This window comes from Flavobacterium sp., assembly GCF_044348915.1.
Taxonomy (GTDB): Bacteria; Bacteroidota; Bacteroidia; order Flavobacteriales; family Flavobacteriaceae; genus Flavobacterium.
This window is the reverse complement of sequence record NZ_JBIKRX010000001.1, coordinates 59,338-82,427: the sequence shown is the minus strand read 5'-3', so window position 1 is coordinate 82,427 and position 23,090 is coordinate 59,338. Positions and strand designations below refer to the sequence as shown.

General features: G+C 35.2%; 20 protein-coding genes and 1 other RNA gene. 13 read left to right on the top strand and 8 right to left on the bottom strand.

Features of this window, described 5'->3' with window-relative positions:
- Positions 1-76 precede the first annotated feature (76 nt).
- Positions 77-901 (top strand): DUF6929 family protein, encoded by an 825-nt coding sequence (locus ACIQ1E_RS00405; RefSeq protein ID WP_396167684.1) that lies wholly within the window; start codon positions 77-79, stop codon positions 899-901.
- Positions 902-904: 3 nt separating this feature from the next.
- Here the strand turns inward: ACIQ1E_RS00405 and mtaB are convergent, their stop codons facing one another.
- From mtaB to ACIQ1E_RS00390, 3 genes are all read right to left on the bottom strand, one after another.
- On the bottom strand, positions 905-2,236 hold the full coding sequence (mtaB, locus tag ACIQ1E_RS00400; RefSeq protein WP_396167682.1) for a tRNA (N(6)-L-threonylcarbamoyladenosine(37)-C(2))-methylthiotransferase MtaB: 1,332 nt from the start codon (positions 2,234-2,236) through the stop codon (positions 905-907).
- 137 nt (positions 2,237-2,373) lie between these two features.
- On the bottom strand, positions 2,374-3,549 hold the full coding sequence (locus ACIQ1E_RS00395; protein WP_396167680.1) for a GlmU family protein: 1,176 nt from the start codon (positions 3,547-3,549) through the stop codon (positions 2,374-2,376).
- A gap of 137 nt (positions 3,550-3,686) precedes the next feature.
- On the bottom strand, positions 3,687-3,938 hold the full coding sequence (locus tag ACIQ1E_RS00390; protein WP_396167678.1) for a type B 50S ribosomal protein L31: 252 nt from the start codon (positions 3,936-3,938) through the stop codon (positions 3,687-3,689).
- Positions 3,939-4,184: 246 nt separating this feature from the next.
- Between ACIQ1E_RS00390 and ACIQ1E_RS00385 the strand changes: the two genes are divergently transcribed.
- The 5 genes from ACIQ1E_RS00385 (at position 4,185) to ACIQ1E_RS00365 (ending at position 10,039) form a co-directional block, all read left to right on the top strand.
- Entirely contained in the window at positions 4,185-4,712 is a 528-nt protein-coding gene (locus ACIQ1E_RS00385; protein WP_396167677.1) for a DUF4199 domain-containing protein, read from the top strand.
- Positions 4,713-4,721: 9 nt separating this feature from the next.
- Positions 4,722-5,675 carry a glycosyltransferase family 2 protein gene (locus ACIQ1E_RS00380; RefSeq protein WP_315145801.1) on the top strand — a complete coding sequence of 318 codons (954 nt, stop codon included), beginning with the start codon at positions 4,722-4,724 and terminating at the stop codon, positions 5,673-5,675.
- 63 nt (positions 5,676-5,738) lie between these two features.
- Positions 5,739-7,466, top strand: a complete 1,728-nt coding sequence (locus ACIQ1E_RS00375) for a phospho-sugar mutase (protein WP_396167675.1) — start codon at positions 5,739-5,741, stop codon at positions 7,464-7,466.
- On the top strand, positions 7,466-9,295 hold the full coding sequence (locus ACIQ1E_RS00370) for an ABC transporter ATP-binding protein (protein WP_396167674.1): 1,830 nt from the start codon (positions 7,466-7,468) through the stop codon (positions 9,293-9,295). Before ACIQ1E_RS00375 ends, ACIQ1E_RS00370 begins: the two co-directional genes overlap by 1 nt.
- A gap of 42 nt (positions 9,296-9,337) precedes the next feature.
- Positions 9,338-10,039, top strand: a complete 702-nt coding sequence (locus ACIQ1E_RS00365) for a hypothetical protein (RefSeq protein WP_396167672.1) — start codon at positions 9,338-9,340, stop codon at positions 10,037-10,039.
- Between the two features lie 2 nt (positions 10,040-10,041).
- Here the strand turns inward: ACIQ1E_RS00365 and ACIQ1E_RS00360 are convergent, their stop codons facing one another.
- Entirely contained in the window at positions 10,042-12,507 is a 2,466-nt protein-coding gene (locus ACIQ1E_RS00360) for a carboxypeptidase-like regulatory domain-containing protein (RefSeq protein ID WP_396167670.1), read from the bottom strand.
- Positions 12,508-12,518: 11 nt separating this feature from the next.
- Positions 12,519-14,213: a M23 family metallopeptidase gene (locus ACIQ1E_RS00355; RefSeq protein WP_396167668.1), complete on the bottom strand. Its 1,695-nt coding sequence runs from the start codon at positions 14,211-14,213 to the stop codon at positions 12,519-12,521.
- Between the two features lie 180 nt (positions 14,214-14,393).
- On the opposite strand from ACIQ1E_RS00355, the gene ACIQ1E_RS00350 reads away from it, so the two are divergent.
- From ACIQ1E_RS00350 to rny, 4 genes are all read left to right on the top strand, one after another.
- Positions 14,394-14,684 (top strand): hypothetical protein, encoded by a 291-nt coding sequence (locus tag ACIQ1E_RS00350; protein ID WP_396167666.1) that lies wholly within the window; start codon positions 14,394-14,396, stop codon positions 14,682-14,684.
- An 8-nt stretch (positions 14,685-14,692) separates the two neighbouring features.
- A complete protein-coding gene (locus ACIQ1E_RS00345) occupies positions 14,693-14,986 on the top strand; it encodes a cell division protein ZapA (protein WP_133277540.1) in 294 nt (97 codons plus the stop codon).
- A gap of 54 nt (positions 14,987-15,040) precedes the next feature.
- Positions 15,041-15,147, top strand: a non-coding RNA gene (gene ssrS, locus ACIQ1E_RS00340) — 6S RNA.
- 48 nt (positions 15,148-15,195) lie between these two features.
- Positions 15,196-16,758: a ribonuclease Y gene (gene rny, locus ACIQ1E_RS00335; protein WP_396167664.1), complete on the top strand. Its 1,563-nt coding sequence runs from the start codon at positions 15,196-15,198 to the stop codon at positions 16,756-16,758.
- Between the two features lie 122 nt (positions 16,759-16,880).
- Here rny and xerD read toward each other — a convergent pair whose 3' ends face one another.
- The 3 genes from xerD to ACIQ1E_RS00320 all read right to left on the bottom strand — a co-directional run bounded on the left by xerD (position 16,881) and on the right by ACIQ1E_RS00320 (position 19,204).
- Entirely contained in the window at positions 16,881-17,777 is an 897-nt protein-coding gene (gene xerD, locus ACIQ1E_RS00330) for a site-specific tyrosine recombinase XerD (RefSeq protein ID WP_396167662.1), read from the bottom strand.
- A 72-nt stretch (positions 17,778-17,849) separates the two neighbouring features.
- Complete coding sequence (locus ACIQ1E_RS00325; RefSeq protein WP_396167661.1) at positions 17,850-18,449, bottom strand: hypothetical protein; 600 nt, start codon at positions 18,447-18,449, stop codon at positions 17,850-17,852.
- A 161-nt stretch (positions 18,450-18,610) separates the two neighbouring features.
- Positions 18,611-19,204 (bottom strand): outer membrane beta-barrel protein, encoded by a 594-nt coding sequence (locus tag ACIQ1E_RS00320; RefSeq protein ID WP_396167660.1) that lies wholly within the window; start codon positions 19,202-19,204, stop codon positions 18,611-18,613.
- Between the two features lie 258 nt (positions 19,205-19,462).
- On the opposite strand from ACIQ1E_RS00320, the gene ACIQ1E_RS00315 reads away from it, so the two are divergent.
- The 3 genes from ACIQ1E_RS00315 to ACIQ1E_RS00305 all read left to right on the top strand — a co-directional run bounded on the left by ACIQ1E_RS00315 (position 19,463) and on the right by ACIQ1E_RS00305 (position 23,082).
- Complete coding sequence (locus ACIQ1E_RS00315; protein WP_396167658.1) at positions 19,463-20,005, top strand: porin family protein; 543 nt, start codon at positions 19,463-19,465, stop codon at positions 20,003-20,005.
- A 74-nt stretch (positions 20,006-20,079) separates the two neighbouring features.
- Positions 20,080-20,493 carry a type II 3-dehydroquinate dehydratase gene (aroQ, locus tag ACIQ1E_RS00310; protein WP_396167657.1) on the top strand — a complete coding sequence of 138 codons (414 nt, stop codon included), beginning with the start codon at positions 20,080-20,082 and terminating at the stop codon, positions 20,491-20,493.
- Positions 20,494-20,595: 102 nt separating this feature from the next.
- Positions 20,596-23,082 (top strand): DUF5686 and carboxypeptidase regulatory-like domain-containing protein, encoded by a 2,487-nt coding sequence (locus ACIQ1E_RS00305; RefSeq protein WP_396167655.1) that lies wholly within the window; start codon positions 20,596-20,598, stop codon positions 23,080-23,082.
- Positions 23,083-23,090 lie beyond the last annotated feature (8 nt).

Below are 23,090 nucleotides of genomic sequence, written 5' to 3'. Positions count from 1 at the left end.
CGATTGATTTTACTAATTTCGAAAAGTTTAGCAATAACCTTTTAGCATTATAAACAGACCCTTTGAATCCTAATTTATGCAAAATATCAAACTTGAAAAATTCTTTAAAATTATCGGTATTGGCTCAGCATCAGGGCTTATTTACATAGACAATTCCTTGTTTGTCATTTCTGACAACAGTTCTTTTTTATACGAATATCACATTTCTGAAAACCAACTTTCGAAAATAAAGCTACTAGAAAACACCCAAGAAAACATTCCTAAAAAAGACAAATTCGATTTTGAATCCATAGCTTTAAAAGGAGACGAATTCCATCTTTTGGGTTCGGGTTCTACTTCTAAAAGAGAAAGAAGAATAACTTACAATCTTGAAACCAAAGAAGTGCAAGAAATAAGTTTATCAAAATTGTACCAAAATATGAAACAATCTGTTTCTATTTCGGACGATGAACTCAATATTGAAGGTGCTTTGTTTAGCGAGGAAAATTGGCTATTATTTCAAAGAGGAAACGGTGCCAATTCCTGCAATGGAATTTTCAAAATTAAATCCTTAGAAAAAGAACCCAATGCCGAGTTTATAAAAGTGTCATTACCTAAAATCAAACACATCGAAACCTCCTTTACAGATGCTATTCTTGTGGACGGTAAAATTTATTTTTTGGCCACAGCCGAAGACACCACATCCACTTATGATGACGGAGAAATATTAGGGAGTATAATAGGAAGAATGAATAGCGAAACTTTCGAAATTGAATTTACTTATAAAATCTCCGACAATCATAAATTCGAAGGTTTAACACTTTATCATAAATCCGAAACCCAAATTCAATTGCTGATTTGCGAAGATAATGATTTAGATCTTTTGGAAACCAATATTTATAAACTCACTTTAACAAAATAAAAATTATTCAACTTCAACATTCAAAAACGCGATTCTTACACTTCCATCTTCATCAATTTTCGATAAATTGATTTCGTGCAAAGTATTGGCTAATTCTGGATTCCAAGGCGTTTTTACTCTCACATAATTTTCGGTAAATCCGTGAATGTATCCTTCTTTGTTTTCTGCTTCGAAAAGTACCGTTCTATTATTTCCAATCTGACTTTCGTAAAAAGCACGGCGTTTTTTTACAGACAAACCGCGTAACATTTTGCTGCGTTTCGATCGAACATTGGCAGGAACAATCCCTTCCATTTCGGCAGCTTCGGTATTGTCACGTTCTGAATAAGTGAAAACGTGCAAATAAGAAATATCTAAATCATTTAGAAAATGATAAGTTTCTAAGAAATGCTCATCGGTTTCACCAGGAAAACCCACAATCACATCTACACCAATGCAAGCATCTGGCATCACTTCGCGAATCTTGTTCACTCGTTCTGTATACACTTCTCTTAGATAACGACGTTTCATCAACTTCAAGATTTCATTGCTTCCGGATTGCAACGGAATGTGAAAATGAGGAACAAAAGTTCTACTTTGAGAAACGAATTCGATGGTTTCGTTTTTCAATAAATTCGGCTCTATCGAGGAAATTCTTAATCTTTCGATTCCTTCCACTTTGTCCAATTCTTGAACTAATTCTAAAAAAGTGTGTTCGTGTTTTTTATTTCCGAATTCACCCTTACCATAATCTCCAATATTAACTCCTGTTAAGACAATTTCTTTTATTCCTTGCTCTGAAATTTCTTTGGCATTTTTCAGGACATTAGCCAATTCATCGCTTCGAGAAATTCCTCGCGCCAACGGAATGGTACAATAAGTACATTTGTAATCGCAGCCGTCTTGCACTTTCAAAAAAGCACGAGTTCTGTCGCCGATAGAATAACTGCCCACGTAAAAATCAGCTTCTTCAATCTCACAAGAATGCACTTCGCCAAAATCGTTTTTAGATAAATCGTTAATGTAGTCGGTGATTTTAAACTTTTCAGTAGCACCCAAAACCAAATCTACTCCATCAACATTGGCTAACTCTTCGGGTTTTAATTGCGCATAACAACCAATGGCGGCTACGAAAGCTTTGTTATTGAGCTTCATCGCTTTTCGCACAACTTGCTTGAATTGTTTGTCAGCATTTTCAGTAACAGAACAAGTGTTGATCACATACATATCAGCCACTTCTTCAAAATCGACGCGGTCAAAACCTTCGTCTTGAAAACTTCGGGCAATGGTAGAAGTTTCAGAGAAATTTAACTTACAACCAAGAGTATAAAAGGCAACTTTCTTTTTTTGTTTCATAAGCATTCTCAATTAATGAAATCGTTGTCAAAAAATTGAGGATGCAAATTTACAAACAAAAAAGTCTAAAAGCAAACCGCAGATTCAGAGACTATTATTAATCTGCGAACCTGCGGTTTATAAAAAAGATAAATTATCTATTCCTTTCTCCATTTTTTTGATTCCTCAAAAACGTGTTCTAAAATCGCTGCTTCTTTCTCATCGAAATCAATATTTCTTCGACTCATCACCAACCGAGCGGTTTCGAAAGCTTTTTTGGTTATATAAGTTGTAAAACCTGCAGCCCCACCCCAAGAAAAACTAGGTACAAAGTTGCGTGGAAAACCACTACCAAAAATGTTAGCACTAACACCTACAACAGTTCCGGTGTTGAACATTGTATTAATACCGCATTTGCTGTGGTCTCCCATCATTAAACCACAAAATTGTAGTCCAGTTTTTGCAAAACCTTCGGTTTCATAACTCCAGAGTTTTACTTCATCATAATTGTTTTTCAAGTTTGAAGTGTTGGTATCGGCTCCGATATTACACCATTCACCAAGCACAGAATCTCCTAAAAAACCCTCATGTCCTTTATTAGAATAAGAAAATATCACAGCATTTTTGACTTCCCCTCCAATTCTGGAATAGGAACCCACTGTTGTTGCTCCGTAAATTTTAGATCCCATTTTTACAGAAGCATTTTCACATAATGCAAATGGGCCTCGAATAACGGTAGCTTCCATTATTTCTGTATTTTTTCCAATATAAATTGGTCCTGAAGAGGCGTTTAGGGTTACAAATTCCAATTTGGCACCTTCTTCGATAAAAATGTTATTTTTATCAATTACATTCACACTTTTAGGAATAGGTTGCGATGTCCTACCTTCAGTCAAAAGCTCAAAATCTTCGCTAATAGCGGCATTGTTTTTCGAAAAAATATCCCAAGTATGCTCTACTCTAAATACTTTCTCTTCGAATTCTATGATTTCGTAAGTATCAAAATCTACTTCTTCCTGATTTTCGTTGGTGTAAAAGGCAATAACATCATCACCTTTGAAAATGACTTGATTTGCTTTTAGATTCCGCACCATTTCGGCCAAAACGGCATTAGGAAGAAAAGAAGCGTTGATCATAACATTTTCCTCCATTTCTACCATTGGAAATTTTTCGGATAAATATTCTTCAGTCAAAGTTGTTGTAGTCGAACCCAAACGCATTTCCCATTTTTGACGAATAGTCAAAATTCCAATCAAAATGTCCGCAACAGGACGAGTGAAAGTAAAAGGTAAAAGAGAAGTCCGAACTGGACCATCGAAAAGGATATAATTCATAATCGCTTAGTTGTTATGGAAAAGAAAGAACTTTTCCGTACTTTAAGATTTCAAAGTTACAAAGTTTTGGAGAGTCATAAAAATAAAAAAACTCCCCAAAATGGGGAGTTTGTGATATTTCTATAAACCGATAAATATTATTTAACGTGTTTAGCGTATTTAGTTTTGAATTTATCAATACGTCCTGCAGTATCGATAAGTTTAGATTTACCAGTGTAAAAAGGGTGAGAAGTTCTAGAGATCTCCATTTTTACAACTGGATATTCAACACCGTCAACAGTGATAGTTTCTTTTGTGTCTGCAGTTGATTTAGTGATAAAAACGTCTTCGTTAGACATATCTTTAAAAGCAACTAATCTGTAATTTTCTGGGTGAATTCCTTTTTTCATCTTTATTTTTTTTTATTTTTTTGAGCGTTTTAATTTTGAAGCTTTCTCGACTTTCGAAAAAGGTGTAAATGCAACTACTCTTTTTGTTTAAATCCTTATCTCATTTTGAGTTTGCAAATTTACACTAATTTTTCAATAATCAAATCTTTAAATTACTTTTTTTATCTATTCTTAAAAAGCGATTTTTGCCCTCGAATAAATTGGGAATTGTTATCTTTGTAAATTATTAAACTTAAACTTTCAATTATGAACGAAATTATCAAGAAAAACGGGATAGCATTTGGTATTATGAGTGGTGTTTTTAGTGCTTTAATTACTGCCGCTATTTATGCAATAGATTTAAATCTGTTTGTAAAATGGTGGTTGGGCATCATAATTATGTTGGTTTATATAATAATAGGTATCGTTCTATTATCAAAAACAAAAAAAGAATTAAGGGGAATTTTCAGTTTCAAAGAAGCTTTTACCACTTATTTTATCTCTGCTGTTATTGGAATATTGATCTCTGTAGGGTTTAATATTCTGCTTTTTAATGTGATCGACCCTGGAGCAAAGGATACAATAAACGAAATTGTTATTAAATACACTGCTGAAACTATGCAGAAATTTGGGGCTCCCTCAATGGCGGTGAATGAAGCCATAAAAAAAATGCAAGAAAACAATCCTTATTCAGCTATAGAACTACTAAAAAGCTCTGTTTTCAGCATAGGAGGAAGTGCTCTTTTTGGTTTATTACTAGCTTTAATCTTTAAAAGCAAACCATCTCAAGAATAAAAAAAATAAATGAATTTATCCATACTTATTCCTCTTCTCAATGAAGACGAATCACTCAAAGAATTATATACTTGGATTATTTCGGTAATGAAATCCAACAGTTATTCGTACGAAATCATTTTTATAGATGACGGAAGTTCTGATAATTCTTGGTCTATCATCGAAGATTTAGCATCTGAAAATCCGAATGTAAAAGGCATTCGCTTTATGAAAAACTTTGGGAAATCACAAGCCTTACATGCTGGTTTTGCCAAAGCACAAGGCGATGTCATCATTACAATGGATGCCGATTTGCAAGACAGCCCCGAAGAAATTCCAGGTTTGTATGAAATGATTACCTCACAAAATTACGACCTAGTTTCAGGCTGGAAAAAGAAACGCTATGATTCCGTAGTGGCTAAAAACCTTCCATCTAAATTATTCAATTGGGCGGCTCGAAAAACATCTGGAGTACAACTCAATGATTTCAATTGTGGTTTAAAGGCGTACAAAAATGTTGTAGTAAAAAATGTGGAAGTTTCGGGTGAAATGCACCGTTACATTCCTGTTTTAGCAAAGAATGCAGGTTTTAGCAAAATTGGCGAAAAAGTAGTGCAACACCAAGCCAGAAAATATGGCGAAACCAAATTCGGAATGGATCGTTTTGTCAATGGGTTTCTGGATTTAATAACGATTTGGTTTCTTTCTCGTTTTGGAAAAAGACCCATGCACTTGTTTGGCGCAATGGGTTCAATTATGTTTATTATTGGATTTCTTGCGGCTGGATTCATTGGTTTTATGAAGTTATACAAATTATACCACGACTTGCCTTATGATTTGGTTACCAATAATCCTTGGTTTTATATTTCATTGACCACGATGGTTTTGGGAACACAACTGTTTTTGGCAGGTTTTCTTGGTGAAATCATTTTGAGAACAAAGAACAATGAAGAACGCTATAAGGTTTGGAAGGAAATAAATTAAGAACAGTATAAATTTTCAACCAAAACATTATTAAAAACATACAACTACTTAAATTAAATTAAAATGGAAATCAAACAAAACATTTTAGACTCAGTTAACGAGTGGCTTACCCCAACATTTGACAAAGCAACACAAGAAGCAGTTATCGAAATGATGACTTCTTCTCCAAAAGATTTAGAAGAAAGTTTTTATAAAAATCTTGAATTTGGAACAGGCGGAATGCGCGGTGTTATGGGAGTTGGAAACAACCGCATCAACAAATACACTTTAGGAAAGAGCACACAAGGACTTTCTAATTATTTGAAAATTGCTTTCCCAAACCAACCTTTGAAAGCGGTAATTGCTTTTGACTGCCGTCATAATAGTAAGACTTTAGCAAAAACTGTTGCTGATGTTTTCTCTGCCAATGGCATTCAAGTGTATTTATTTTCGGATTTACGACCAACACCAGAATTGTCTTTTGCACTGAAATATTTAGGTTGCCAATGCGGTATTGTATTAACAGCTTCACATAATCCTCCAGAATACAACGGATACAAAGTATATTGGGAAGATGGCGGACAAATTGTTCCTCCTCAAGATGGAGCAATTATTGACACTATTGAAAAGCTGGATTACAGCCAAATCAAATTTGACGCCAACGAAGATTTGATACACTATATAGATGCCGAAATCGACCAAGCTTTCATCAAATCGACTATCGAAAATGCTAGCTTTGGAACATCGCAAGAAGCAAAAGACAATTTGAATATTGTATTTACATCTTTACACGGAACCTCCATTACTGCCATTCCAGATACATTTGCGCAAGCAGGCTACAAAAATGTAAATATCGTTGAAGAACAACGTGTTCCAAACGGTGATTTCCCAACTGTTAAATCTCCAAATCCCGAAGAGCCAGAAGCATTGACATTGGCATTGGCATTGGCAGACAAAACCAACGCAGATATTGTTATCGGAACAGACCCTGACTGCGATCGTTTAGGAGTTGCGGTTCGTAATAACGAAGGTCAAATGATCTTGTTGAACGGAAATCAAACAATGATTTTGATGACTGCCTTTTTATTGAAAGAATGGAAAAAAGCTGGAAAGATCAACGGAAAACAATTCGTAGGGTCTACTATAGTTTCTACTCCAATGATTATGGAATTAGCCACAGCTTATGGCGTTGAATGTAAAATTGGCTTAACTGGTTTCAAATGGATTGCCAAAATGATTAAGGATTTCCCTGAATTAGAATTCATTGGTGGCGGTGAAGAAAGCTTTGGATTTATGGTAGGCGATGCTGTGCGTGATAAAGATGCCGTTGCTGCTACTTTATTGATTTGCGAATTGGCTGCTCAAATGAAAGCCAACGGAAGCAGTGTTTACAAAGAATTACAACAATTATATGTAGACCACGGATTTTACAAAGAACATTTAATTTCGTTGACCAAAAAAGGAATGGACGGCTTAGCCGAAATCAACCAAATGATGGTCGACATGCGTAATAATCCCGTAAAAGAAATCAATGGACAACGAGTGGTGATGCTAGAAGATTATAAATCTTCGATTGCTAAAAATTTATTGACTGGCGAAGAGGAAACTATGTATATCCCAAAATCTGATGTGTTGATTTACTATACTGAAGACGGTTCTAAAATTTGTGCAAGACCAAGCGGAACGGAGCCAAAAATTAAGTTTTACATGAGTGTAAATACCCAATTAGACAGCGTAGAAAATTTCACGAAAGTTGAAGCTGTATTGAATGACAAAATCAAAAATATCATCACTGCAATGCAGTTGAACTAATGGATAAAAACTTAATTAAACTCTTTCCGTACACAAAACCCTATAAGTCTCATATCATTTGGAATGTGACTTATAATGTTTTGTATGCCTTATTTAGCACCATTTCGATGCTGACTTTATTGCCTATGCTTGAAGTCCTTTTTGGCAAAACAAAAGTCATCGAAAAAGCTCCAGTCTATGAAGGGATTGGAAAGATAATGGGCTTCGGAAAAGAGTATTTATATTATCAAATATCAGAATTATCAAAAGGAAGCGGACCTCAATTTGCTTTATTATTGGTAGTAACATTGGTAATTACCACTTTTTTGCTAAAAAATTTATTCAATTATTTAGCCTCATACCACATTATGCACCTCAAAAATGGTGTATTACGTGATTTAAGAAAAACGATGTACGACAAAATAATCGAATTGCCTATCTCGTACTATTCCGAAAAAAGAAAAGGCGATGTTATGGCAAGAATGCTTGGCGATGTTGGCGAAGTACAAAATTCATTTTTCTCCATTTTAGAACTCGTCATAAAAGAACCTTTGACCATTGTTTTTGCACTAATTACTATGTTTGTCATAAGTGCCAAACTAACTTTGTTTGTTTTGATTTTTATTCCAATTTCAGGGTTTATTATATCGAAAATTGGCAAAAACCTTAAAGCAAAATCTTTAAGAGCTCAAGGCGAGAGCGGTTACCTGATTTCAATTGTAGAAGAAAGTTTAGGCGGATTAAAAGTAGTAAAAAGTTACAATGCCGAAAATACTTTCAAAAACAGATTTAATGATTCCATCAATAGATTATTGAAATTATCAAACAGCATTGGAAACAAAAATAATTTAGCTTCGCCTTTGAGCGAATTTATGGGAATTACCACTATTGCCGTTTTACTTTGGTATGGAGGGAATTTAGTGTTGGTCGATAAAACTTTGGACGGCTCTGCGTTTATAGTCTATCTCACTTTAGCTTATAATATTCTTACACCTGCAAAAGCAATTTCGAAAGCTTCATATTCAGTTAAAAATGGTTTAGCTGCTGCCCAAAGGGTATTTGAAGTTTTAGAAGTAGAAAACGAAATAACCTCAAAAGTAAATGCAGTCGAAAAACACAGTTTCGACTCTGAAATCACTTTAAAAAACATCAATTTCAGGTACGAAGAAGAAGCTGTTTTGAAGAATTTTTCACTTGAAGTTAAAAAAGGTCAAACGGTTGCCTTAGTTGGCCAATCTGGTAGTGGAAAAAGTACAATTGCTAATTTATTGACCCGATTTTATGATGTAAATGAAGGCTCGATAGCCATTGATGATGTCAATATAAAAGACATGAATTTGCATTCGCTTCGCAGTTTGATGGGATTGGTAACACAAGATAGCATTTTGTTTAATGATACTATAAAAGCAAATATTTCGCTTGGAAAACTAGATGCAACCGATGATGAAATTATCGAAGCTTTGAAAATTGCGAATGCATATGAATTTGTCCAAAACTTACCAATGGGAATCTACACCAACATTGGCGATAGCGGTAACAAACTTTCGGGCGGTCAAAAACAACGATTGTCGATTGCTCGAGCTGTTTTGAAAAATCCCCCAATTATGATTTTGGACGAAGCCACATCGGCATTGGATACTGAAAGTGAAAAATTTGTGCAAGTGGCTCTGGAAAATATGATGCAAAACAGAACTTCGATTGTGATTGCTCACCGCCTTTCGACCATTCAAAAAGCAGACAAAATTGTAGTGATGCAAAAAGGAGAAATTGTGGAGCAAGGAACACACGACGAACTCATTGCGTTGAACGGAACATATAACAAATTGGTAACAATGCAATCATTTGAATAATGATTAAAATTGTAGACTTTTCAAGGATATTTAACGTATAAAATGTACCTGAACAACAAAAATATCAAACTTCCAGAAAATCCCGACACTGTTGTTTGGAAATACTTGGACTTGTCTAAGTTTCTTGATTTGTTGATGTCAGAGAAACTTTTTATGTCTCGTTCGGATAAATTTGAAGACCAATATGAAGGCACATTCAGCGAACCAACCTACGAGGAAATCAAAAAACTTTCTGCAAACAATCCAGAGTTTTTAGATTATTACAAATCACATCGCGAAAAAGTAGCGGTCAGCAGTTGGCACATCAATGAATATGAATCGTTTGCAATGTGGCAAATTTTCACCCAAAACAGCGAAGGTTTAGCGATTCAATCCACTATTGGAAGATTGCAAAATGCCGTTATTCCCGAAAAAAAATACGACCAATACATTGGCGAAGTAAACTACATTGATTACAAAAAAGAATACATCCCGTTTGACGATATGTTCTTTCCGTTTTTATTCAAGCGCAAAAGTTTTCAGTACGAAAGAGAAGTTCGCATCATTACGGATGTAACTCAAAGCAACATCAAATTGAACGATGGTCTAAAAATAAATGTGGACATCAATCAGTTAATCGAAAAAATCTACATTCACCCCAAATCAGAAAACTGGTATAAAAACCTTGTTATCGAATTAGTATCCAAATTAGGTTTTGATTTCACGATAGAAAAATCAGATTTAGAAAGTGATATTTTGATTTAAAATCAAAACCTCATATTCACCTTCACATTAAAAACTCGTGTGGTCATATAATTCGGAATCGCGTATTGATTTTTGGAATACACGTCACGAACCCAAGTATTGGTAATAGCGTTTTGATTGTCGAAAAGGTTGAAAATCTCCAATCCTACAGCCAATTCTTTGAAAGGTTGAAGCCATTTCCTATCTGATGGATTCTGGTCATCAATCAAAACTTTAAAGAAGCCCACATCAGCACGACGGTAATCATTCAATCTGCTTTGGTATAAATAAGGATCGGAATAGGAAGGTGAACCGCCAGGCAATCCCGTATTATAAACTAAATTTAAATATAATTTTATACTCGGAATTCGAGGCATATAATCTTGGAACAAAAGCGCAAATTTTAGCCGTTGGTCCGTTGGTCTTGAAATATATCCCCTGTTATCACTATTTTCTTCGGTTTTTAGATAGCCAAAACTGAACCAAGATTCGGTTCCCGGAACAAATTCCCCATTTAATCTAAAATCAAATCCTTGAGCATATGCGACAGCATTATTGTTGGCCGCATAACGAATTCGAACGTTATCTAAAGTATAAGTATTGACATCTGACAACGTTTTGTAATACACTTCTGATACCATTTTAAAAGGACGATTCCAAATTTTGAAACTGTAATCATTACTCAAAACAATGTGAATGGATTGTTGTGCTTTGACATCGGGCTGCACTACTCCATCGTAATCTCGCAACTCGCGATACGACGGTGGTTGATGATACAATCCTCCCGAAAGACGGAAAAACATATCCATATCCCAATTGGGTTTTAATGAGAATTGCGCTCGTGGACTAAAGGTAATTTGAGTAGTACTCGTTATATTATCGCCTGAAACTGTCCAATTATGTGCACGAACTCCAGCATTCATCCAAATTTCGTTATTGCCAATATAGCCTTTCCGACTCCATTGCACATAACCCGAAAACCGATTGATGTCGACAAAATTTGTCGCTCTCACATTCTGATACGGAACCAATGGTCCTGTGTAAGGCGAATAAGGTTGGTCGTTTTTGGGTAAAATTTTGTCTGGTGGATTGATTGAAAAACCAGCCGAATCAATCACTTCCCATTCGATCACCCGGTCACGAATGGATTCGCGGGTAAATTTGGCGCCCCACTCGATACCATTTTTTTTCCAATTGTGAATTCCTTTTAATTCAGTATTGATAATTAAGGCGTCTAAATCATTTCGTGCGTGATTTAGTTGCGAACCAATCCCACGGGTGAAGGCTACGTCACCAAAATTTTCCGAACCAAAATTAGAATCTACTTCCCCCAAGCGGTATTGCGCCAAAATATCAAAATATTCTTGTTCTTGCGTATGATAAGCCGAAGCTATCAATTTATAAGTAGAATTTTTTGAAGCGGCATAAGTCGATTTGACCGCACCAAAAACGGTAGTATATTTATCTTTTTCTTGTCCTTCATAATAAATCAACAGGGCCATCGGGTCATCGATAGTTCCAAAATTAGTTTGTCGAGTCAGAGGCTGATATTTGTAATCATTGGAAGAAAGATTTCCCAAAAAACTAAATTCCCATTTGTCCGAAGGTTTAAAATTGACATTGGTTTGAAAATCGGCAAAAATCGGAGTAAAATTGGTTTGTGTTTCCTGACTGTCTACTAAAAGTGAATTGTTTCGATAGCGAATTCCATTCACAGTAGACCATTTGCCGTTCCTAGAAACAGCGTCAACTGCAACACTTGCACCAAGAAAGCTTGCTTCGGCAACAGCTCCAAACTGAGTTGGATTTCGATACGTAATATCTAAAACCGAGGATAATTTATCGCCATATTTAGACTGAAAACCTCCCGCTGAAAAATCGACATTTTGAACCAAATCGGTGTTGGTAAAACTCAACCCTTCTTGCTGCCCCGAACGAATTAGAAAAGGACGATACACTTCTATTTCATTGACATACACTAGATTTTCATCATAATTTCCGCCACGAACCGCATATTGCGTACTCAATTCATTGTTAGAATTTACACCCGGCAAAGATTTCAATATATTTTCGACTCCAGCATTGGCTCCTGGTATTTTACGAATTAACGCTGGTTCAATTACAGTAACACCTTGAACCCTTTTTTTGTTATTTACTGTAATAACAACCTCCCCCATTTGCTCGTCTTTGTCGTTCATTACCAGATTGAACTCATAGTCTTCATCTGTTTTTAGCGTAAAGGAAACTGTAGATTTTTTCAAAGAAATATGTGAAAAAACGACGGTAATCTTTTGATTTGCTGGAACCGTTAAAACGTAAAATCCATTGGCGTTGGATTGCGCACCTTTCCCTTGGCAAGTCACATTTACATTGGAAACGGGATTATTTTTGTTATCCAGAATAACTCCTTTAATACGAGCAGATTGACCTGAGGCAACCAATCCTAAACAGAAAAATAAGGAAACGAGTATTATTTTATGTAGACCCAAGAATATTGATTTTATTGTTTTTGACTTCGAAAAAACCGAGTTTCAAAGATAGTAGAATTTCCTAAATTATCTGCAACTATAATTTTTAATTCATTTGCGCCTTCGGCAACAATTCCGTCACTAAAATTATGTGTTATTTTCTTGGTTTTATTGTCATACTCAAATAAAATCCATTTACCATTCAGGTATCCGTTATAAGATTTAATTCCAGACAATTCATCGCTGATGGTGAATTGAATCGATTTTTTATCCGTCAGCCAAAGGCCTTCGATAGGTTTTGAAATGCTGATTTTGGGAGGAACTGCGTCTACCACTAAAGCATACTTTCCTAAAGTTTTCACATTAGTAGTAAAAACATTCCCTTTTCGAAAAGTAGTATTGTATCCCAACTTTTTTGAACCAATGGATGCGATAAACAATTTTTCTCTTTGTGCTTCTGAAAATTTACGATCTTCAATTTCAAGAGTGAAATTAGCATGTGCAGGCACAGAATCATCATGAAGATACAAAGTATCATTTCGGACGTCGAAATTCAAATTAAAGTCCTCATAAAAAGTATTAGCAGGAAAGAAAACGGATATATTATCTTTTGAAAAATTAGATTCATTTTTAGCTTTCACAAAATACTTCGAAGTAGGCTCTTTCTCAATAATCGCAGGTAAAATACCATTGACAATGGGAATCGTAACAATTGTCGTATTACCAAAAAAATCAGCAACTTCAATACGATATTGAGCAGTCAAATTGGGCACAACATTTACAACTCCATTGCTAGCATTTGTTTTTATTATACTCAAACCGTATGGAGCTTTCATAAATAACTTTTGCACCCGTTGCTGCGTTTTTTTATACATCGAATAGTCTATCAAAGCATTCACATAACGCATCTCATCAAACGAATAGGTGTCGAATTGATAACCAAAATTGGGATTACCGTTGTAAAAAGATTGCACTTTGTATACTCCATTTTTATTGAAAGAAACATCATCATAATCAAAAGTGTTTATTCCGAAACCTATTTTACCGCTTGCCACCACTTTATCCGCCAAATAGGTCCCGTCTTTTTGCAGCGAAAGATTAAGCAACAAAGGTCTTTTGGATTGGTTCACTATGGATGCATTGTCTAAAGGATAGGCATAAATATTAAAAATCACGGGGTTTTTGGAATCTTTCAAAAACTTATCAAACCCAAACAACATTGGATTGATAATATGTTCCGTAATATTATCGCGAAATTCGAAATGCAGATGAGGCCCTTCAGAAGCACCCGTATTACCTGACAAACCAATAACTTGCCCTTTTTTGACAACCAACTCACCTGGCTTCAAATACCTTTCAATTTCAAAAGATTGCTCCTCATAATGCGTCTTTTTAACCAAATCTGCAATTTCACCAGCTGCCCTCTGCAAATGCCCATAAACCGAAGTATAGCCATTATCATGAGTGATATAAATGGTTTTTCCATTTCCGAAAGTGGATATCTTAATCCTAGACACGTAGCCATCAGCAACGGCATAAACTTCGATACCTTCCTTTTGCAAGGTTTTAAAATCAAATCCAGCGTGAAAATGATTGGGTCTTAATTCTCCAAAGTTCCCAGACAGTTGCATTGGAATTTTCATCGGAGGACTAAAATAATCCTTTGGATAATTAACTTGGGCGAATAACGGAATAAAAATTAGGCTGAAAAACAAACTCAATCTCATAAAATACATTTTTGCTAAGATAAAAAAAACAAGTTTACAAAATAATATAAAAACGCCCCCTAGCTTAATCCGCTGTTATACTGACAATTGATTATTTTTAGCATAAAAAAGCAAATAAAGTATTGTAAAAATAAAAAGGAATACTAACTTTGTAAGATTAAGTAATACTTAGGACGCATTATGAGTGTAATTGCAGAAATAATTGATACTCTTGAAAATAAGATCGAAAAACTATTTACAAAAATAAATAGTTTGGAGAAAAAAGCACAAGATTTGAAAATTGAATTAACCAATTCTGCAGAGACCATACAAACTCAGGCCCAAGAGATTGAAGCCTTAAAAAAGCAGTATGAAACACTAAAATTGGCCAACGGATTACTTGGCAGTGAAGAGAATAAAAGAGATACAAAGCTTAAAATAAATTCATTAATTCGTGAAATTGATTACTGTATAGCGCAGCTATCAGACTAGTAAAAAACATGGACGAAAAGCTTAAAATTAAGATATCGATTGCGGACAGAGTCTATCCACTAACTGTGGAACTCTCTCAAGAAGAAGGACTTCGAAGTGCTTCTAAAAAAATTGATACGATGATAAAGCAATTTGAAGAAAATTATGCCGTTCGTGACAAGCAAGACGTATTAGCGATGTGCGCTTTACAATTTGCCGCACAAACTGAACAAAAACAAATTGATAATGCCATAGATGGTGTAGCGACTATCGAAAGGATTAAAAAAATCAATGCGCTATTAGATCAATATCTCCTAGATTAAAACACGTTCTTTACAGAAACTAAAGCACTGCCTACATTAGTTCACATTTGGTAAACTCAACACTAACAATTTAGAATGAGCAAATCATCGTTACTATAGCAAGCCAATTCAGTTTGGAAGCTTGAACAGCGAGTTAGCTCAAAACTTGTATTTCCGAGTTTATACAAGCAACCTAATGTAGGTTTTTTTATATATAAATTTTAACAACTATGGACATTATTACAATAATTATTTTAGGAGTTGCGGGTATTGCTGGAGGTTTTGGTTTGGCCAAACTCATTGAAAAAAGCAATATTTCTAATTTGATTAAAAACGCAAAAAAAGAGGCTGCTTCCATTTTGAAAGACGCTAATCTTGAAGCCGAAAACATCAAAAAAGATAAAATTCTTCAAGCAAAAGAAAAATTTATCGAATTAAGATCTGAACACGAACAAGTTATTCTTTCTCGCGACCAAAAAATGGCCGAAGTTGAAAAAAGAATCAGAGATAAAGAATCTCAAGTTTCCAACGAATTGTCAAAAGCAAAAAAAATAAATGACGATTTTGAAGCGAAAACATCAGAGTACGATTCCAAGATCGACGCTTTAGAAAAGAAACAAGCTGAAGTTGACAGACTACACAAAAGCCATCTACAGCACCTTGAAGTAATTTCTGGACTATCTACCGAAGAAGCTAAAAGTCAATTGATAGAAGGACTAAAAGCTGAAGCCAAAACCGAAGCAATGTCTCATATTCAAGACACTATAGAAGAGGCTAAATTAACAGCGCAACAAGAAGCCAAGAAAATCATCATCAACACCATTCAAAGGGTGGGAACGGAAGAAGCGGTAGAGAACTGCGTTTCTGTTTTCAACATCGAATCTGATGATGTAAAAGGTAGAATTATTGGTCGTGAAGGTAGAAATATTAGAGCAATTGAAGCCGCAACAGGGGTTGAAATCATTGTCGACGATACTCCAGAAGCGATTATTCTTTCTTGTTTCGACCCAGTTCGTAGAGAAATTGCTCGTTTGTCATTGCACAAATTAGTAACTGACGGACGTATTCACCCGGCACGTATCGAAGAAGTAGTAGCTAAAACTACCAAGCAAATTGACGACGAAATTATCGAAGTTGGAAAACGTACGGTTATCGATTTAGGCATTCACGGTTTGCATCCTGAATTGATCAAAGTTGTCGGTCGAATGAAATACCGTTCTTCTTACGGACAAAATCTACTGCAACATTCTCGCGAAGTTTCAAAACTTTGTGGAATAATGGCAGCCGAATTAGGATTGAATGTTAAACTGGCCAAAAGAGCTGGTTTATTGCACGATATTGGTAAAGTTCCAGATGCAGAAAGCGATTTACCTCACGCCTTATTAGGAATGCAATGGGCCGAGAAATACGGTGAAAAAGAAGAAGTTTGCAACGCCATTGGAGCGCACCACGACGAAATCGAAATGAAGTCATTGTTGTCTCCAATCATTCAGGTTTGTGACGCCATTTCAGGAGCAAGACCAGGAGCAAGAAGACAAGTTTTAGACTCTTACATTCAACGTTTGAAAGACTTAGAAGAAGTAGCTTACGGATTTGGCGGTGTGAAAAATGCTTACGCTATTCAAGCCGGTAGAGAACTTCGTGTTATTGTAGAAAGCGAAAAAGTATCCGATGAAAATGCAGCTACTTTATCTTTTGAAATTTCACAAAAAATTCAAACTGAAATGACCTATCCTGGTCAGGTAAAAGTAACCGTGATTAGAGAAACCAGAGCGGTGAATATCGCTAAATAACAGTCAGCAGGAAGCAGTATTCAGTTTACAGTTTACAGTCGCAGTATGAATCAATTTTATCGATTCATACTGCGATTTTTTTGTTATCCGTAAATCTGCAAGCTGAAAACTGCGACTGGACACTATTTTCTCGGATGAAAATTGTTCATTACTTCTGTTAAGAATCGTCGATCTAAATGCACATAAATTTCCGTAGTGGTAATCGATTCGTGACCTAACATTAATTGAATCGAACGCAAATCGGCACCATTCTCCAAAAGGTGGGTAGCAAAGGAATGGCGCAAGGTATGCGGGCTGATGCTTTTATTTAATTCAATTTTGACAGCCAAATCTTTGATAATCGTAAAAACCATCGCTCTGGTAAGCTGACTTCCTCGTCTGTTCAAGAACAAAGTATCCTCTTGCCCTTTCTTTATATTCAAATCTGCTCTTTTGTAATCTCGATAAATCTGTATGTATTTTTGTGTCAAATCGCCAACTGGTACAAAACGCTGCTTGTTTCCTTTTCCAGTGATTTTCAGAAATCCTTCGTCAAAAAACAAATCCGATATTTTCAAAGAAACCAATTCCGAAACCCGAAGCCCGCAACCATAGAGGGTTTCCAACATGGCTCGATTGCGCTCCCCTTCATTCGAACTCAAATCGATTGCAGAGATTAACTTATCAATCTCCTCGACAGATAAGGTATCGGGAAGTTTTCTGCCTGTTTTAGGCGTTTCAATGAGTTCCATCGGGTTGTCAGAACGATAATCTTCGAAAATCAAATAACTAAAAAAACTTTTTAATCCCGAAATAATTCGAGCTTGCGAACGAGGATTCACTTCTTTCGAAACACTATAAATAAACTGCTGAATGATTTCTTCATTGATTTTGATTGGAGAAACTTCAATGGCATTCTCTTCTAAAAAAAGGCACAATCGTTCGATATCGAAAGAATAATTATCGATAGTGTTTATTGACAAACCTCTTTCAATGCGGAGATACGATTGATAATTTTTGATTTGAGAGTTCCAATTCATAGTACAAAGAAAAGCTATTTTTAGACATAAAAAAACCACGCCGATAGCGTGGTTTAACAACTTTAAATTAAATCAAGATTTTTTTGCGCCCCATTTTCCACCTCCTAAATAAAATCCAATTGTAATTCCAAAATAGGCGTTTTCCACTTTTACGTTGGTCATATTTCCGTAAATATCTTGTAGATTAGAATCCGGAACTATATTGTATTCTAATCCAACTCTAAGTTTTCCCCATTCAATTCCTCCTCTAATCAAACCTCCAATTTCACTGGTAGATTCAATATTTGAAGTATAAGACGAACCCTCAGCTTCGACATTAGCAATTGAGTAATAACCTATACCAGCACCAAAATAAGGAACTAATGACATAGATCCAATATGAATGTAATAATCATAAGTTCCAACGATAGAACCAATACCAGAAATATCAGCATTTGTAACTTGGCCATTACCTGTTTCTATATTACGGGCTATTCCTGCGCTGCAAAATCTCAAACCGACATTCATATTGTCGGTTAAATTATACTTACCTTCTAAAGACAAAAGACCTCCACCTCCACCTCCGGTCGGCACGTAACCTGCGTCTAAACCAACTCTAAAAGCACCTTTTTTTTGAGAATAACCATTGGTTATAACCAAAGCCAATAACACCAATAAAATAATTTTTTTCATAATATATACATTAAATTAATACTAAAATTCTATATTAAAGATACGAAATAAATTATTAAAATCATTTTTTTGATACGGAATATTTACTTACAAGTATACTAAACCAAAAAAAAACCATCCGCCGCGGCGGATGGTTTTATAAAAATTTCAATCGTGATTTACTACCATTTATACAATAAACCGAATTGTGGAGTAGCAAAAATGTTATTGAACAAGTTTACATTTACATTTAAATCACTTGAATTACCTGCACTACCTTCTGGATTCACATTGTTGTAACTCAAAATGTTTGCCAATTCAAATGTAGCTGCCCAATGAGGTGTAAAGAAATAGTTCATTCCTAAATCAATATTTGCACTAATAGAACTGCTAGTATTCTTATTAGCGTTATTTGTCTCACTTGATATAGAAGCATATCCTAAACCAATTTCACCGTATGCTTGAAAGCTTTTTTTCTCACCTAAAGACAAGAAATAATAACGAGCGAAACCACCAATACTAAAAGTACCGGTTTCTGTATTCCCATTATCTTGACCAGCAAGAGCTAAAAACCCTCCAACTGCCCATTTATCGTCAAGCATATAACCCATTTTCGGGGTAAATGCCCAGCTATCTTCTACGTCTCCTGAACGGAAACTAAAAGCTCCTTCTACAAATTTATCCCCTTTAGAGAAACCCATACCCGCAGGTACGTCTTGTGCGTTTGCAAATCCAAATGCAAAAACTGCAACTACTGATAAAATAATTTTTTTCATTTTTGTTTTATTTAAAGTTAATTATGCAAATTTAACCTATAAAATTTTTGAGTTATAAACATTTTTATATCGTTATCAACATAGTTATTAACATCGTTTTTAACAATTCGCCAAAAACACACCTATAATATTATCATATTCTGCATTTGGTCCCAATCTTATTTTTTGCAAATCACAAAATAATTTAAACCGTACAATACAATAAAAGGTATCTAAAAGAGTTTTAGAATAGTCCACTAAATCTTTAAAACACTGTTTATGAAAAAAAAATTTTTTCTTTCGGCATTATTACTCCTTTTAACTATCAACAGCCAAGCTCAATTATTAAAAATTGGTCTTAAAGCAGGATTAAATTACGCAAACTTTTCTGGAACAAGCATTCAGACAGACGCCATTACTAGCTATCATGTTGGATTAGTCTCTGAAATCAAATTGCTTGAAAAATTTGCTATTCAACCCGAGTTGCTCTACACCACACAAGGAGCTACCTACAATACAATTTTAGGAGATGTCGAAAATGAATTGGGCTATATAGCGATTCCTGTTCTGGCAAAAATTTATTTAAGCAAATCCTTTAGTTTAGAGCTAGGGCCACAGGCTTCTTTCTTAGTGAGCGAAAAAAATCAGTTTGACGTGTCTAATTCCAATACATTTGATTTTGCACTTGATGCAGGACTGTGCTTTAAAATTACAAAAAGCCTTTTCATACAAGGAAGATACGTTCTAGGCTTGACAGAGGTTTCGCCGAATGCCGAATCAAAAAACTCCGTGCTTCAACTATCGGCGGGGATACTATTTTAAGAAAAATTAAATCATTAGTGAATCAAAACCGTTTTTATTGAAACGGTTTTTTTATTTTTACAAAAACATTGAAAATGAAAATTGCCATCATCAACGGACCAAACCTCAACTTACTAGGAAAACGCGAACCAGAAATTTATGGTTCACAAACCTTTGAAGACTACCTCTCCACCTTAAAAACTAAGTTTCCACAAGTTGAATTAACCTATTTTCAAAGTAATATTGAAGGCGAATTAATTGGCAAAATTCAGGAATTTGGTTTTTCGTATGACGGAATTATTCTTAATGCCGGAGCTTATACCCACACTTCAATTGGCATTGGTGATGCCATAAAAAGTATAACAACCCCAGTGGTTGAAGTCCATATTTCGAATACTTTTTCACGCGAAAGTTTTCGTCATCAATCCTACATTTCAGGAAATGCCAAAGGCGTTATTCTGGGTTTTGGCATGAAAAGCTATGAACTTGCGATCTTGTCTTTCCTATAGATTCTCCTCAAATAAAAAGTTTTTTTTGACTGGGAATAATATAACAAAATTTTAGGATTCAAATTTATTCCTACTTGTATATTTGTAAGAAAAAATTCCTTGATGAAAAATTTTTACTTGCTTCTCACTTTTCTGTGTTCGTTATTTTCCTATTCTCAAATCAGAGGAACCATTACAGACAGCAATGGAATTCCACTTTCTCTTGTTACCGTTTTAGAAGCGAATACCTATAACGGCACCTCTTCGAATGATAAAGGCAATTACGAATTGAACGTCAAAAAAACAGGAAAGCACACTATTATTTATCAATACTTGGGATATAAAACTCAAAAAATCACCCTAAACATAGACAAATTTCCCTTCGTTCAAAACATAAAACTGCTTGAAGAAAATCTTTCACTTTCGGAAGTAGTTGTAAACCCAAAAGACAATCCGGCAAATGCTGTTATTAGAAATGCGATTAAGAATAAAAAAGGCAATTCCGAAAAAACAGCTCGTTTCAAAGCCGATTTCTATTCCCGGGGCATCTTTAAAGTCAAAGATTTGCCTAAAAAAATATTAGGCCAAAAAGTTGGTGACCTAAATGGTGCGGTCGATTCAACTGGAACTGGAATTATCTACTTATCGGAGACCGTTTCGAAAATTATTTTTGAAAAACCCGACAATTTAAAGGAGAGAATCATAGCTTCAAAAGTAAGCGGAGACAATAAAGGTTTCAGTTACAATACAGCGCGCTCTACAATTTATGATTTTTACGATAATACTTTGGATTTCAACAGCAAAATGATTTCCCCTATCGCTGACAATGCTTTCAACTATTATAAGTACAAAATAGAAGGTACTTTTCAGGACGAAAACAACATGATGATCAACAAAATAAAAGTCATCGCCAAGCGAGATGCTGAGCCCGTTTTTGAAGGATACATTTATATTGTAGAAGATTCTTGGGCGATTTACGCGGTAGATTTAGACATCAAAGGCTACAGAATGCATCAAGAATTTGTTGATGTGATGAAGTTGAAACAAAATTTCAATTATAATAAAAACACTAAAATTTGGGCTAAAAACACCCAAAGCCTTGAGTTTTCAGCGGGAATCTTTGGCATAAAATTCAATGGTAAATTCTCTTATGTTTACAGCAATTACGAATTCGAAAAAGCTTTTGCAAAAAAGACCTTTACCAATGAAATTGTAAGTTTTGAAACCGATTCCAATAAAAAAGACACGCTGTTTTGGAATCAAATCAGACCCATTCCACTTACAATTGAGGAGAACACCGATTACATCAAAAAAGATAGCGTACGTACTGTTCGAACTTCTAAAAAATATTTAGACTCGATCGACAAGAAAGATAATAAATTCAAATTTTACAGTCCAATCACGGGTTATAATTGGAAAAACAGCAGTAAGAAAATTTCTTTTGGCTATGATGGCGTATTGAATTTGTCCTCCTTAAATTTCAATACGGTTCAGGGCTGGAATCTAGACTCCGGCTTTTCGTTCCGGAAATGGGCCGAGGAAGAAGAAAAAGGAAAATCAACCTCGATAAGTACGAAGTTTAACTACGGCTTTTCTGATGACAGATTACGTGTAACTGCCAATTATTACCATCGCTTCAACAATCAAAATTATGCAACACTAACTGTTTTTGGTGGAACCAAAGTAAATCAATTCAATCCTGACGAGCCTATCTCTAAATTCATAAACACCGTAAGCTCCTTGTTTTTTGTGGATAATTACATGAAATTGTACAACAAAGAATTTGCAGGTGCTGCTTACGGTCAGGATGTTGGCAATAATTTCTACCTAAGAGGCACTGTCGAATACCAACAACGGAAACCTTTGTTCAATACTACGACACAAACATTCATTAAAAGTGATGATGTGTACAGTTCAAATAATCCGCTATTGCCTGACGATTATGTAACTCCAGCTTTCGATCAACATCATCTTACTAAAGCATCCGTGTCCGCAAGAATCAATTTCGGCAACAAATACATTTCGAGACCTGACGGGAAATTAAACATTCGCAATAACGACTATCCGACACTCTATTTTGGATATGAAAACGCCTTTGCAGCCAACGAAAACAAATATCAATACCAATTGTTTACGGGTCAAGTTAGATATGATTTTAATGCAGGAAACAAAGGAGCTTTGGGAATAAATCTGAAAGCGGGAACTTTCATTCACGGCGATAATATTTCATTTGTGGACTACAAACATTTCAACGGAAACAGAACGCACATTGGAACCAGCGATCGCTATTTGAACGTTTTCAACCTAATGCCTTATTATTCTAACAGCACGAATGATTCGTATTTCGAGGCGCATTTGGAACACAACGACAAAGGTTATATTATGAATAAAATTCCGTTGTTGAACAAATTGAATTCTACTTTGGTTTTAGGATTTCACGCTCTTGCCACTCCTGACATAAAACCCTATTCAGAATTCACAGTAGGCCTGGACAATCTTGGTTTTGGCAAACTCAAAGTATTTAGACTGGACTATGTGCATTCTAATCAAAACGGAGTTCAGGAAAACGGAGTCGTTTTTGGTTTGAAAATTTTGAATGTTTTGGAGTAGTCTAAAGA